The organism is Actinomyces denticolens, assembly GCF_002072185.1.
Taxonomy (GTDB): Bacteria; Actinomycetota; Actinomycetes; order Actinomycetales; family Actinomycetaceae; genus Actinomyces; species Actinomyces denticolens.
The window spans coordinates 17,888-31,691 of the sequence record NZ_MVIW01000031.1; the positions used below are offsets into that span (position 1 = coordinate 17,888).

Consider the following 13,804-nt stretch of genomic DNA (forward strand, 5'->3'; position numbering starts at 1 on the left):
GCAGTCTAGGCGCTGGAACCTCTCAGGCCGGCCTCGACCGCGCGGGTCCACGGCTCGACGGCCAGAGCGGCGGCGCCGCGCGCCCACTCGCCGAAGGAGAAGGAGCGGGTGAGAATGCGCGGTGGAGGCGCGGCCCAGTGCCGGGCGCGCTCCACGGCGGCGTCGAAGGCCTCGCGGTGGGCGTCCACCAGACCCACGGACTCCCCGGACACCACGACGACCCCCGGGTCGATGAGGGCCACGATCGAGCCGACGATCCGGCCCGCGGCGTCGGCCGCGGTCTCCAGGACGCCCGCCAACCGAGGGTCGAGGGCGAGCTCGGTGAGTCCCTCGGGGCCGATGAGCTCCTCAGGGGCGACGGCGCGCCCCAGAACCTCCTCGGCCTGGTGGGCGATGCCGGGCGCGGCCGCGAGCGCCCGGGCGCAGCCCACATGCCCCATCTCGCAGACCGGGCCCGAATCCGCCAGGGGCAGGTGCCCGACGCTGCCGGCGGCGCCGTGCGCCCCGGCGATCGTGCGCCCGCCGACGACGAGCCCGCAGCCGATCCCGGCGCCGAGCGTGAGCAGGGCGAAGGGGTCCACGCCGTGCCCGAGGCCGAACCAGGCCTCGGCGTGGGTGAAGGCGCGCACATCATTGGACACGATGGTGTCGAGCCCGGTGGCCTCCCTCAACCGCGCCCCGATGGGAACGTCCCGCCACCCCAGGAAGGGGGCGACGGCGATCGTGCCGCCCTGGACCACGCTGGCGCCCAGGGAAAGGCCGATCCCGGACAGCCCCGAGCCGGCCGCCGCCCCGAGCCCGCTCGCCAGAGCCGCGATCTGCTCGACGACGCCATCGGGGTCCTGTGAGACCAGAGGCGCGGAGGCCTCCGCCAGCGAGGAGCCGAGAGGGTCGATGACCTGGGCGTAAAGATGATCGGCGGTGAGTTTGATGCCCAGCAGGGCGGCGGCGCGCGGCGCGAGGCGCAGGCTCCGCGGCGGGCGGCCGCTCTCGGCGGGGGCGGCGGCGGGCTCGTCCTCGATGAGCAGTCCTCCATCGAGGAGGGGCCTCACGGCGCGCGTGAGCGTGGGGGCCGACAGCCCGAGGCAGTCCGCCAGGTCGGTGCGCGTCTGGGCGCCGGCCGTCGCGAGGCGCAACAGGACCCTGGACGCGGGACCAGCATTCGCGGCGCCGCCCACACGTGCCCCCTCCCCACGAGTCGCTCCTGCCCGGCTGTCTTCCGACCAGCAGAGCGATCCTGCCACACAGGAACGGCGTCGGCACCACCACCCGCGGGCGAGGTGTCGGACCGGGAGCGGGAAGGGTCTTGACACCCTGCCGGAACCCACATATTTTCACCTTGAAAGGAATGGTTCGCGACGCAGCGGCCCACCAGGCGGCCCTCCCCGGGCCGGGAAGGACGATGATGACCCTCCACCTCCGCTCCGGCGGAACCTCCCTCGTGCTCGACCTGACCGACGACCGCTTCCCCGTGGTGCGCCACTGGGGCGCCGATCTCGGCCCCCTCGACGGCTCCGCCCTCCAGGACGCCGGCCGCGCATCGGCCACCACGCTCGGCTCGAACTCCGCCTGGATCTGCAACGACCTGCCGATCCTCCCCCACGCCAGCCTGGGATGGGGCGCGCGCCCCGCCATCGGCGTGCACCGCGTGGACGGAACCGCATTCTCCTTCCACCCCACTCGGGTCGACCACGAGTGGCGGGTCGGGGACTCACCGGCCGCCGAGGACGGGGCCCCGGCCTCCGGCATGGTGATCTCCACGGCCGTCGACGAGTCGCACGGGGTGAGCCTCGTCAGCGAGATCCGCCTGGAGGAGTCCGGGCTCGTACGCGTGCGCGCCACGGTCACCAACGAGCCGGGCGGGCGCCTTGAGTTGGCCGGCGGACTCGTCGTCGACGAGATCACTCCTGTGCTGCCCCTTCCCCAGAGCGCCGATGAGGTCCTGGACATGTCCGGGCACCACATCAATGAGCGCCGTCTCCAGCGCCACCGCCTCACCGCGGGCACGCACCTGCGCGAGTCCTGGGAGGGTCGGCCCGGGCACGACGCCACCACCTGGCTCGCGGCCGGGCGCGCCGGCTTCGGTTGGCGCGCGGGCGCGGTGCACGGCGTCCACCTGGCCTGGTCGGGCTCCACGCGCGCCCTCATCATGAGCCCCTCCCAGGGCAGGGCGCTCATCGGCGCCGGTGAGCTGCTCGCCCCCGGCGAGGTCCTCCTGGCCCCGGGGGAGTCCTACACCTCCCCGTGGGCGGTCTTCTCCTGGGGCGAGGGGCTGGACGCGCTGGCGCACCGCTCCCACGCCTTCCTGCGCTCCCTGCCGTCCCACCCCGAGCGCCCCCGGCCGGTGCTGCTCAACACCTGGGAGGCCGTCTACTTCGATCACCGCCTCGACAAGCTCACGCGCCTGGCCGAGCTCGCCGCGGACGTGGGCATCGAGCGCTTCGTCCTCGACGACGGCTGGTTCGGCTCCCGCCGCGACGACACCGCGGGCCTGGGCGATTGGCAGGTCTCGGCAGAGGCCTGGCCCGAGGGCCTGGGCCCCCTCGTGGATCGCGTCCACGAGCTCGGCATGGAGTTCGGTCTGTGGTTCGAGCCGGAGATGATCAACGTGGACTCCGAGCTCGCCCGCGCCCACCCGGACTGGATCCTGTCCGATGGGGCGGGGGGCGCGCCCGAGCACCGCAACCAGCGCGTCCTGGACCTGTGCGCCCCCGGCGCCTGGGACTACCTGTACGAGTCGATCAGCGCGCTCGTGGAGCGCTACTCCATCGCCTACATCAAGTGGGACCACAATTCCCCGCTGGTGGCCGCCGGCCACGAGGTGCCCGCCCCCACGGCCGGCCGGCGCGGCGGGGCGGCCGTCCACGACCAGACCCTCGCCCTCTACCGCCTCCTCGACGCCCTCCACGAGCGCTTCGAGGACCTGGAGATCGAGTCCTGCGCCGGCGGCGGCGGCCGCATCGACATGGGCATCATGGAGCGCGCCCAGCGCGTGTGGGCCTCGGACTCCATCGACGCCCATGACCGCCAGGACATTCAGCGCGGCACCATGCTGCTCCTGCCCCCCGAGCTCGTCGGCACCCATGTGGGCGCCGGCCGGGCGCACACGACGCTCCGCGATCTCGACCTCGACTTCCGCGCGGGCACGGCCCTCTGGGGGCACATGGGCGTGGAGTGGGATCTGACCCGCGCGGATGAGGCCGCGCGCGAGCGCCTGGCCTCGATCATCGCCCTGCACAAGGAGCTGCGCCCCCTGCTGCACTCGGGCCTGACGGTCCACGCGGACCTGGCCGACGACGACGCCCTGCGCATCGAGGGCGTGGTGGCCGCCGACGGCTCCGAGGCGGTCTACGAAATCGCCTGCCTGGGGCAGACGATCGCCTGGCCGACGGCTCCCCGCCCACTGCCTGGCCTGGACCCGGAGCGCCGCTACCGGGTCGAGCTCGCGGCGCCGTCGTACCCCGAGCTGACCCTGCGCCCGAAGTGGATGAACGAGCCGGTCACCCTGCCGGGCTCGTACCTGTCCACGACCGGGCTGTCCCTGCCGATCCTCCATCCCGACCACCTCGTGCTCGTTCGCGCCACCGCCGTCGACTAGCGCGAGAGGCGCCGCGCGGATCCTGAGCGACCCGCGCGGCGCCCCCTCCCACCGATCCCCATAGCGCCCCGCCGCGCCGCCCCGGTCCTATCCGCCCAGTCTCAACCGCCTATCCGTGTCAACGTTGATTTGGAAGGAACCATGTCCACTCTCTTCGCACCGGCCCCAGCGCTGCGCCGAAAAGCGCGCAGTGATGCCCGTTTGGGCTGGGCCTTCATCGCCCCCGCGGGCATCGGGCTCATCGCCTTCTACATCTGGCCGCTCCTGCGCGGCATCTGGTTGTCCTTCACCGAGTACAACCTGCTCACCCCGGCCTCCTTCAACGGGGTGGCCAACTACTCCCGCATGGTCCAGGACAAGATCTTCTGGAACGCGGTCTGGGTGACCCTGGAGTACGTGGTCATCAACATCGGATTGCAGACGGTGCTGGCCCTCGTCATCGCCGTCCTCATGCAGCGCCTGACCCAGTCGACGCTCGTGCGCTCCATCGTGCTGACCCCCTACCTCGTGTCGAACGTCGTGGCCGCCATGCTGTGGCTATGGCTGCTGGACAACACGCTGGGCATCTCCAACCAGGTCATCGAGGCGGTTCTCGGCGACCGCATCGACTTCTTCTCCTCCTCGCTGGCGATCCCCACGATCGCCATCATCAACGTGTGGCGGCACGTGGGCTACACGGCGCTGCTCATCTTCGCCGGGCTCCAGGCGATCCCCGGGGACGTCTACGAGGCGGGCAAGATGGACGGCGCCAGCGAGTGGACGATGTTCTGGCGCATCACCATGCCGCTGCTGCGCCCGATCCTGGCCCTCGTCCTCATCATGACGATGATCGGCTCCTTCCAGGTCTTCGACACGGTCTCCGTGACCACCGCCGGCGGCCCGGTCAACGCCAGCCGCGTGCTGCAGTTCTACCTCTACGACATGGCGTTCAGCCGCTTCCAGTTCGGCTACGCCTCCGCGATGGCCGTCGGACTGCTCCTCATCCTCGCGGCGATCACCGCCCTGCAGTACCGCATGACCCGTGCGGGCGAGACCGACCTGAACTGAGAGGGAACCGACCATGACCACCACTGTCACCGCCCCCTCAGCCGCGTCCGGGACGACCGGGGACGACAAGGCCCCAAAGAAGGGCGTCTCCGCCGGTCGCGTCGCCGCCTGGGTCGCCATGGCCCTCATCATGGCCTTCACGCTCCTGCCCTTCTACTGGGTGCTGCGCACCGCGCTGTCCTCCAACGCGGGCATCTACGCGGATCCCTCGAGCCCTCTGCCCGTGGACCTCAACTTCCGGGGCTTCGCCAGGGTCTTCGGCATGCAGTCCACCGAGGCCGCGATCGCCGACGGCGGCTCCGGGGCCGAGATCAGCTTCTGGCTCTACCTGCGCAACTCGGTCATCGTGGCCACGCTGGTCACCGTCGGCCAGGTGTTCTTCTCCGCGATGGCCGCCTACTCCTTCTCGCGCCTGAGGTGGAAGGGCCGTGACGCCGTCTTCGCCGTCTTCCTGGCCTCGCTCATGGTCCCGGGCATCTTCACCCTCCTGCCCAACTTCGTGCTCATGAAGCAGCTCCACCTCATCGACTCCCTCCTGGGCGTGGCACTGCCGACGATGCTCATGACTCCCTTCGCGGTGTTCTTCCTGCGCCAGTTCTTCATGAACATCCCCCGGGAGCTGGAGGAGGCCGCCCTCCTCGACGGCGCCTCCAAGGTGCGGGTGTTCTTCACCCTCATCCTCCCCATGGCCCAGGCGCCCATCACGACGCTGGGGATCCTCACCTACATCGCGGCCTGGAACGACTACTTCTGGCCCCTCCTGGTCTCCTACTCGGACTCCTCGCGAGTGCTCACCGTGGCCCTGGCGGTCTTCAAGTCCCAGGCGCCCCAGACCGGTCCGGACTGGTCCGGCCTCATGGCCGCCACGCTCGTGGCCGCCCTCCCGATGCTCCTGCTCTTCATGGCCTTCGCCCGGCGCATCGTCAACTCCATCGGCTTTACCGGCATCAAGTGAGGCACCAGATGACGACCTCCTCCCTCCCCATCCTGCGCTCGGCGCTCTCGCGACGATCCCTCCTGTGCGGTCTGGCCTCCGGGGCCGCCGCCATGACCCTGGCCGCCTGCTCCGGATCAAGGGGCTCGGACTCCAGCACCGTGGAGTACTGGCTGTGGGACTCCGCGCAACTGCCCGCCTACCAGGCCTGCGCCGAGGCCTTCAAGGCCAAGACCGGCATCACCGTCAACATCACCCAGATCGGTTGGGGCGACTACTGGACGAAGCTCACCGCTGGCTTCATCGCCGACACCGCCCCGGACGTCTTCACGGACCATATCGCCAAGTTCGCCCAGTTCGTGGACCTGGACGTCCTCCTGCCCCTTGACGAGCAGGCCGCCTGGGCCGACGTCGACACCGAGGCCTTCCAGGACGGCCTCATCGACCTGTGGAAGGGCGATGACGGGCACCAGTACGGCTGCCCCAAGGACTGGGACACCGAGGCGGTGTTCTACAACAGGACGATGGTCGCCGAGGCGGGCCTGAGCGAGGAGGACCTGGCCACCTGGGACTGGAACCTCACCGACGGCGGCAGCTTCGAGCGGGTCCTCGCCCGCCTGACGATCGACAAGAACGGCGTGCGCGGTGACGAGCCGGGCTTCGACCCCACGAACGTGGAGGTGTACGCCATCGGCATCGCCGACGAGGGCTCCTCCGACGGCCAGACGCAGTGGAGCCCCTTCACCGGCAGCGTCGGGGACTGGCACTACACGGACAAGGAGACCTGGGGCACCCGCTACCGCTACGACGAGAAGCAGTTCCAGGACACCCTCGACTGGTACTTCGGCCTCATCGACAAGGGGTACCTCGCCCCCTCGGGCGCCTTCACCGCCGGAACCGGCACCGACGTCCAGCTGGGAAGCGGCTCCATCGCGCTGTGCATCGCAGGCGCCTGGATGTTCAACACCTACGCCAAGATGGACATCGACGTCGGCATCACCGCCCACCCGGTGGGCCCCAACGGCAAGTCCGTGTCCCTCATGAACGGGCTGGGCGACTCCATCGTCAAGAGGTCGAAGAACATCGAGGGCGCCTCGAAGTGGGTGGCCTTCCTGGGCACCCAGGAGGCGCAGGACATCGTGGCCTCCTATGGGATCGTCTTCCCGGCGATCACGTCCTCCACGGAGAAGGCGGTGGAGGTCTTCGAGCAGACCGGCCTGTCCACCAAGCCCTTCACCAGCTACCTGGAGGAGGAGGACGGCGGCACGTTCTACTTCCCGCTGACCTACTTCGGTGCGGACGTCAACGCGATCATGAAGCCGGGTGTCGCGGACGTCTACGTCAACCGCGTGCCGGCCTCCACCCTCACCGAGTACAACGAGCAGGTCAACCTCCTGTTCGAGACCTCGAAGAAGGAGAAGGGCTGAGTCGGCGCCTCACTCAGGCCCGCCGCACCCGTCCCCCGATGGCGGTGGCCCCTGCCCTCCCGGCTCTCAGGCCAGCAGGGCAGGGGCCACGATCGTCACGGCGCCCACTACGATTGGGGGAGGCATCTCCAGAGGCGAGGCGAGGAGGGGGACGACGATGACAACAGCGGTGAGGCCGCGGCGCACCCGCCTGCACGGCGTTCACGAGGCGCTCGGCGCCACCTTCACCATCCGCGACGGCTGGGAGATCCCGCTGCGCTACTCCCCCGGCGGTGGAGAGCTGAACGCGCTGCGGGGCTCCGCGGGCATCCTCGACCTCTCCCACCTGGGCACGTTCAAGGCGCAGGGCCCTGTAGCGGGCGCCTCCCTCGATGCCGCGATCACCGGCACCGACTCCGATGATCCCGCTTCGGCCGGACCAGCCTCCTCCCTCCCCGTCGGCCGCGCCCTGCGGGCCCGACTGGCGGCCGACGCCGCCCCTGCCACCATCTATCGCCTCGGGGACGAGGAGTTCCTCGTGGTCACGGACGCCGCCGACCGCCGCAGTGCCATCGGGCCGGCCCGCGGCGCCCGCCCGCGACGGGAGAGCGTCGTCGACGCGACGGAGTCGATCGCGCTCATCGCCGTGGCGGGGCCCCGAGCGGAGGAGGTCATGCGCGGCGTCGTCGAGTCCGGTGCGGGGATGCCCGCCGCCCTGCTCCCCGAGGAGAAGGCCCTCGGCGGGGAGGACTGCGGGCCCGACGTGCTCTGCGGCCCCGGCCTCCTGCGGCGCTTGCGCGACGGGGCGGCCGTGCGGGCCACCGCCTGCGGGCACACGGTGGTCCTGGCGCGAGATCGCGTGGGCGGCGCGGATTGCCTGAAGGTGTTCTGCGGGGCCGAGGACGCCGTCGACCTGTGGGAGATGATCGTCGAGCATGCCTCCTCTTCGGCGCCGGGCATGGGCCCCGTGGGCGCGACGCCCGTGCTCACGGCCTGTGGCCTGGCCGCCTGGGACGCCCTGGCCCCGGCGGCCCAGGAGTAGGCATGAGCGCCACCGGGGCTGCCGACAACCGCTGCACCGAGTGGCGCCATTTCCTCCAAGTGGTGCGTCCTGCCCGCACCAGTGGGTGCGGATGGCACCGGTCGGCGCAGACGGCGCCGTTACCGGTCCTCCCCGGCCTCCTCGGCCAGGGCTCGCTCGAAGGCGCCCAGGGCCACTGCCTGGGAGTAGCCCTTGCGGCCCAGCGCCGCCAGGGCGCGCCGCCTACGGACCACCGGATCGAGCCCGCGCGTGGCTCGCAGCCTCTTACGGGCCAGGGCGAGCGCAGCGCCGACCTCGTCGTCGCCGCTGACCTGGGCAAGGGCCCCGCTGATCGCCCGCTCCCCCAGGCCCTTGCGCCGCAGTTCTTCGGCGATGGCCCTGCGGGCGGCGCCCTTCTCGGCGAAGCGGGTGCGGGCCAGCGTGGCCGCGTAGGCGGCGTCGTCGACGACCCCGGCGGCCTCGAGGCGGTCGAGCACCTCCTCGGCGACACGGGGGTCGGTGCCCTTGCGGGCCAGGAGCTGGGCGAGGGCGGCACGGGGGGCGGCGGAGCGGTCGAGACGGCGCAGGACGATCTCCCGGGCCGTCTCGACATCCTCCTGATGCTTGTCAGGGGTGAGCCAGGGCATCAGAAGCCGCCGGCGTCCTCACCGAAGGCGGCATCGATATCCAGTGCCGCGGACTTCTTGGCACCGCTCTTGGCGCCGCCCTTGCCCTGGCCCTTGCCCGAGCCGCGGCCCGCGCTCTTGGCGGGGGCCTTCGCCTCCGCAGCGGCCTCGAGGGCGGCCTCGGCCGCCGCTGCCGCCGCATCCGCCTCCGCGGCTGCCGCCGCTGCGGCGGCCTCCTCCTTGGCCTTGCGCCCGGCCTCGCCGACGCCCAGGGCGGCGAGGATCTTCTGCTCGATCTCATCGGCCAGGGCGGGGTTGTCCGCGAGGAAGGCGCGGGCGTTCTCCTTGCCCTGGCCGAGCTGGTCCGTGCCGTAGGTGAACCAGGCGCCGGACTTGCGCACGATGCCGTTCTCCACTCCCAGGTCCAGCAGGCCCCCCTCGCGGGAGATACCGCGACCGTAGAGGATGTCGAACTCGGCCTGCTTGAAGGGCGGGGCCATCTTGTTCTTGACCACCTTGGCGCGGGTGCGGTTGCCCACGGGCTGATCGCCGTCCTTGAGGGTCTGGATGCGGCGCACGTCGATGCGCACGGACGCGTAGAACTTCAGGGCCTTGCCTCCGGTGGTGGTCTCCGGATTCCCGAAGAAGACGCCGATCTTCTCGCGCAGCTGGTTGATGAAGATGGCCGTGGTCCCGGTGGCGGACAGCGCGCCGGTGATCTTGCGCAGGGCCTGGCTCATGAGACGGGCCTGGAGCCCGACATGGGAGTCCCCCATCTCCCCCTCGATCTCCGCCTTGGGGACGAGGGCGGCCACGGAGTCGATGACGATGATGTCCAGGCCGCCGGAGCGGATGAGCATGTCCGCGATCTCGAGGGCCTGCTCGCCGGTGTCCGGCTGGGAGACGAGGAGGTTGTCCGTGTCCACCCCGAGGGCCTTGGCGTAGACCGGGTCCAGGGCGTGCTCGGCATCGATGAAGGCGGCGTTCCCACCGGCCCTCTGGGCGCTGGCGACGGCGTGGAGTGCGACGGTGGTCTTGCCGGAGGACTCGGGGCCGTAGATCTCGATGATGCGCCCGCGGGGCAGGCCGCCGATGCCGAGCGCGACGTCGAGCGCGGTGGAGCCGGTGGGGATGACGGCCACGGGCGGGCGGGTGTCATCACCCAGGCGCATGACGGAGCCCTTGCCGAAGGACTTGTCGATCTGGGCGAGGGCGGTGGCCAGGGCCTTGGATCGATCCTGGTTCTGGGTTGCTGCGGGCATGGTCGTCTCTTCTCCGGCTCGGGCGGCGGTGGGCCGCGGTGTTCAGGGCTGGTCCTCGTGGACGAGATCCCCTCTCCGGGGCTCGTGGACGACGGTATGCCGGACCACTGACATGTATTCGCGAGCCTCCACAGAACGGGGCCCGTACGGGCTCGCGCCGCATCCGTGGTGAACTCTAGCCGAACACGTGTTCGAATCCGCGCCCGGACCGTCCTCGGCGTGTCACGGCGCCGACCATGGTGCCGACCGCGCCGCTCGCGCTGGGACCGGGCGCGGGCGCTATCGGCGGCGGGCGCGAGGATCGTCCCGGTAGACCCAGCGCTCGGCCTCACTGCGCTCGGTCTCCTGGCAGAGCGAGTCCCAGACCTCCCGGGGCGGCTCACCGGCCTCAAGGGCCTGGAGGGCCGTCATCGACCAGGGCGGCAGGACGAGGTCCTGGGCCAGCGACCGCCCGTAGGCGGAGCCGAAGACCTCGTCGATGGCCCGCCAGAACTCCGAGTGCTTCATGAGGGCTCCTGGTCGGGGGATGGATGCGGTGACCGGGCGTGGGCGGCCACGGACGCGGGCAGGAAGATCCCCGGGCGGCCCCGCGGCCGCCCGGGGATGAGGATCGGGCCGACCCGCCGGCGTCAGCGCGCGATGACGCCCTGCTGGCGGATGAGCTCGTCCGGGACGGTGTCGGGGATGACGACGCCCTCAGCCATGGCGACGCGCTCGGAGACCTCGCGCAGCACTGTGGACAGAGGGGCGTCGAGGGCCTGGCAGATGGAGGCGAGCAACTCGGAGGAGGCCTCCTTCTGACCGCGCTCGACCTCGGAGAGGTACCCCAGCGACACGCGCGCCTGCGAGGAGACCTCGCGCAGGGTGCGCCCCTGGTGCTGACGGACTGAGCGGAGGACCTCGCCGATCTCGCGGCGCAGGAGGACGTTCTCGTGCTTGGTGGTGTCCACGGCAGAACCGTACCCCGTCGAGAGCGCCGGGCGCATCGCCATTCTGGGCGCCAGGCGGGACGAGCGGGCTGGACGGGGGCGAGTCATCTCATTCATCACGAGGCACAACCATTCACTGCTGGGGTTCATTCCCGGCCCCGGCCGCGGATCCATCACCCGCGCCCCGGCCGATGCCATGAAGCATGTCGCCGGATTCTGAGAGGACCCTTGGCAGCGCTCATGAGCAGGCCATGACATCGCAGATCAGCGCGGCCCGCGCCTCAGACGCCCTCCCGCGCGGCGCGCGCGCCGAGGCGCAGGACCGCCAGGGCGGTCGCGGCGCGGATCTCGTCGCGCCCACCGGTCAGGCCCAGCCGGCGGCCCACGGCCCCCCCATGGGCCGACGGCGGCAATATGGACTGTCCCGGCCGGGTGGCCCTCGGCGGGGCCGGGTCCGGCCACACCGGTAGTGGCCAGCCCCACATCCGCACCGAGGAGCCGGGCGACGCCCCGCGCCATCTGCTGGGCGACGACGGCGTCGACCGGCCCCGTGCCGGCCAGACGGGCGGCGTCGACCCCCAGGAGTTCAGTCTTGATCCTCGTGGCGTAGGACACGACGGCGCCCACGAGGACCGTGGAGGCCCCGGGCACCCCGCCCAGCGCGGAGGAGACCATGCCGGCGGTCAGCGACTCGGCGACGGCGAGGGTGAGCCCGCGCTCGCCCAGGGCACGCAGCAGATCATCCGCCGCCCGGTGGCCCTCGGACCAGGCCGGCGCTGCGGTGGGCGCCTCACCCATGCCGGGCGCCGTCCGCCGCGCCGGCAGCGGAGTTCTCGCGCGAGATGCGGATCGCCTGGAGGACGTAGTCGATGCCCGTGGCCACGGTGACGACGAGGGCGGCGGCGACCAGCGCGTAGGAGAGCCTCAGCAGCGCCGCGGCGGCCACGGCGGGGAGCACGGCGTGCCACGGCAGGAGGAGGCCGACCAGCGCGAGGATCTGCAGGACGGTCTTGATCTTGCCGCCCCGCGAGGCCGCCATGACGGCGCGCCGGAGCATGGCGAAGCGCATGACCGTGATGCCGAGCTCGCGCACGATGATGAGGATCGTCACCCACCACCACAGGCGACCGGCGACACTGAGCAGGATGAAGGCGGACAGGGTGAGGGCCTTGTCCGCGATGGGGTCGGCGATCTTGCCGAAGCTGGTGATGAGGTTGCGCGAGCGCGCGAGCTGCCCGTCGAGCCGGTCGGTCGCCGCAGCCACCATGAAGACGATGGCGGCGGCCAGGCGCATGGAGTCCCCCGGCTGGAGCATGAGCCAGATGAAGACCGGCACGAGGCCGATGCGCAGGACGGTCAGGGCGTTGGCGATGTTGAGCAGGGGCGCCCCACCCGCGGGGGCGCCCTGGCAACCGGCCGACGAAGGCGCGGCGGGACCCGGATGGGAGGAGGGCGGGGCGGCTTTCATCGCCTCAAGCGTAGAGGAATCGGGGGAATCCGGTGAGGCCACCACCTGACAGAACTACCTATGGATTCTTATCCTTAGTTTATGAGCCCAAGCTCCCCGAGCAGCCCCTCCGCCAGCGGCCCTGACCGCCGGGACACCGCCCTGGGCTCCGACGCCCACGATGGCCGCGACGGCCGCCGTCCCGGGCGCCCGAGGTGCCCGATTCCGCTCATCGCCTTCACCGCCATCGCCGTCGTGAGCTCCGCTCTGCTGGCAGTCCGGGGACTCGGCCTCCTGAGCGCCCAGGAGGCCCTGGACGGCGCCGCGCCGCCCGCGCCGATCCCCGCCTCGCAGGCTCCCGCGGAGCCGAAGGAGGCGCGCGTGACCATCGGCTACGCCGGGGACGTCCTGCCCCATATGCCCGTCATGGACGACACCGCGGGGGGCGGGGGCGATATCGGGCCGCTCATCGCCGCGGCGGGGCCATGGTCGAGCGGGGTGGACCTCGCCCTGTGCGGGATGGAGGTCCCCGTGGCCCCCGACGGAGTCCCCTCGGGCTACCCGGTGTTCGGGACGACGCCCGCGCTCGTCGAAGCGCTGTCCCGCTCCGGCTGGGACGGCTGCGCAACGGCGTCGAACCATGCCTGGGACAAGGGATTCGAGGGCGTGACGACCACGGCGGACACGCTCACGGCCTCCGGCATGGGCTACTCGGGCACCAACCGCGACGAGACCGAGGCCGCCGCCCCCTACCAGCTCTACGACCTCACGCGCGAGGGCATGACGATCACCGTCGCGCAGCTGTCCTCCACCTACGGGCTCAACGGCCTCACCGCCGACCCCGCCTGGGCGGTCAACCTCAACGACGTCGCCTGGGTGGAATCCCAGGCGCGGGCGGCGCGCGAGGCGGGGGCCGACGTCGTCGTCCTGCACGCCCAGCTCGGCGAGGAGTACAGCACCGAGCCCGTGGCGGAGCAGCGGGCCTTCGCCCGGGCCGTGGCGGCGACGGGCCAGGTCGACGTGCTCTTCGGGGCGCACCCGCACGTGCCCGAGACCAACGAGCTCCTTCCCGACGGGCCCGGGGGCAGGGGCATGTGGGTGTCCTACTCGGCGGGGAACTTCCTGTCCAACCAGTCCGAGGAGCTGGGCTCCGTGCTCACCGCGATCGGGCTGTTCGTTTGGGTGGACGTCACCGTCACCCAGGACGCCGATGGGACGCGGGCGACGCGAGTGGATGCCCTCCACTGGCACCCCTTCACCGTGGACACCTTCGACGGGCACGAGCTCATCGATCTGGGCGCCGCCCGGGGCGAGGCCCCCGAGGGATCATCACTCAGCACCGCCGAGCTCACCCGCCGGTTCCAGGAGGTGGGCGATGTCGTCGGCACGGGGACCTACTCGGATGCGCCCCCGGTGCCGGCCGCGGGCGGCGCGCCGGTGGCGCGACCCCGGGGATGAGGGCGCGGGGCCCGGGGCGCGGGAGGGCCCGGCGCGGGCGACGCGGCAGCGCCCTCGCGGGTGCCCGCGCTCTACC

The 13,804-nt window shown here is 71.7% G+C and carries 13 protein-coding genes; 6 read left to right on the plus strand and 7 right to left on the minus strand.

Annotated features, from left to right (window positions below; all coding sequences use genetic code 11):
- Positions 1–5 precede the first annotated feature (5 nt).
- On the minus strand, positions 6–1,136 hold the full coding sequence (locus B1H55_RS09265; protein WP_231952561.1) for an ROK family transcriptional regulator: 1,131 nt from the start codon (positions 1,134–1,136) through the stop codon (positions 6–8).
- Positions 1,137–1,405: 269 nt separating this feature from the next.
- Here B1H55_RS09265 and B1H55_RS09270 point away from each other — a divergent pair, with 269 nt between their 5' ends.
- The 5 genes from B1H55_RS09270 (at position 1,406) to B1H55_RS09290 (ending at position 8,027) form a co-directional block, all read left to right on the plus strand.
- Positions 1,406–3,598: an alpha-galactosidase gene (locus B1H55_RS09270; RefSeq protein WP_077239989.1), complete on the plus strand. Its 2,193-nt coding sequence runs from the start codon at positions 1,406–1,408 to the stop codon at positions 3,596–3,598.
- Positions 3,599–3,739: 141 nt separating this feature from the next.
- Entirely contained in the window at positions 3,740–4,645 is a 906-nt protein-coding gene (locus tag B1H55_RS09275; protein WP_073452229.1) for a carbohydrate ABC transporter permease, read from the plus strand.
- A 13-nt stretch (positions 4,646–4,658) separates the two neighbouring features.
- On the plus strand, positions 4,659–5,600 hold the full coding sequence (locus B1H55_RS09280; protein ID WP_073452231.1) for a carbohydrate ABC transporter permease: 942 nt from the start codon (positions 4,659–4,661) through the stop codon (positions 5,598–5,600).
- Positions 5,601–5,608: 8 nt separating this feature from the next.
- Entirely contained in the window at positions 5,609–7,006 is a 1,398-nt protein-coding gene (locus B1H55_RS09285; protein ID WP_077239988.1) for an ABC transporter substrate-binding protein, read from the plus strand.
- Between the two features lie 157 nt (positions 7,007–7,163).
- Positions 7,164–8,027: a hypothetical protein gene (locus B1H55_RS09290; protein WP_077239987.1), complete on the plus strand. Its 864-nt coding sequence runs from the start codon at positions 7,164–7,166 to the stop codon at positions 8,025–8,027.
- 119 nt (positions 8,028–8,146) lie between these two features.
- On the opposite strand, the gene B1H55_RS09295 is transcribed toward B1H55_RS09290, so the two are convergent.
- The 6 genes from B1H55_RS09295 to pgsA all read right to left on the minus strand — a co-directional run bounded on the left by B1H55_RS09295 (position 8,147) and on the right by pgsA (position 12,291).
- Positions 8,147–8,653: a regulatory protein RecX gene (locus B1H55_RS09295; protein ID WP_080461698.1), complete on the minus strand. Its 507-nt coding sequence runs from the start codon at positions 8,651–8,653 to the stop codon at positions 8,147–8,149.
- Complete coding sequence (recA, locus tag B1H55_RS09300; RefSeq protein ID WP_073452237.1) at positions 8,653–9,894, minus strand: recombinase RecA; 1,242 nt, start codon at positions 9,892–9,894, stop codon at positions 8,653–8,655. The genes B1H55_RS09295 and recA overlap by 1 nt, the downstream gene beginning before the upstream one ends.
- Positions 9,895–10,173: 279 nt before the next feature.
- Entirely contained in the window at positions 10,174–10,401 is a 228-nt protein-coding gene (locus B1H55_RS09305) for a DUF3046 domain-containing protein (protein ID WP_073452239.1), read from the minus strand.
- 122 nt (positions 10,402–10,523) lie between these two features.
- Entirely contained in the window at positions 10,524–10,940 is a 417-nt protein-coding gene (locus B1H55_RS09310) for a helix-turn-helix domain-containing protein (RefSeq protein WP_425320798.1), read from the minus strand.
- Between the two features lie 147 nt (positions 10,941–11,087).
- Entirely contained in the window at positions 11,088–11,621 is a 534-nt protein-coding gene (locus tag B1H55_RS09320; protein WP_420866440.1) for a CinA family protein, read from the minus strand.
- On the minus strand, positions 11,614–12,291 hold the full coding sequence (gene pgsA, locus B1H55_RS09325) for a CDP-diacylglycerol--glycerol-3-phosphate 3-phosphatidyltransferase (RefSeq protein WP_077239985.1): 678 nt from the start codon (positions 12,289–12,291) through the stop codon (positions 11,614–11,616). The genes B1H55_RS09320 and pgsA overlap by 8 nt, the downstream gene beginning before the upstream one ends.
- An 81-nt stretch (positions 12,292–12,372) precedes the next feature.
- On the opposite strand from pgsA, the gene B1H55_RS09330 reads away from it, so the two are divergent.
- Positions 12,373–13,728, plus strand: a complete 1,356-nt coding sequence (locus tag B1H55_RS09330) for a CapA family protein (RefSeq protein ID WP_077239984.1) — start codon at positions 12,373–12,375, stop codon at positions 13,726–13,728.
- Positions 13,729–13,804 lie beyond the last annotated feature (76 nt).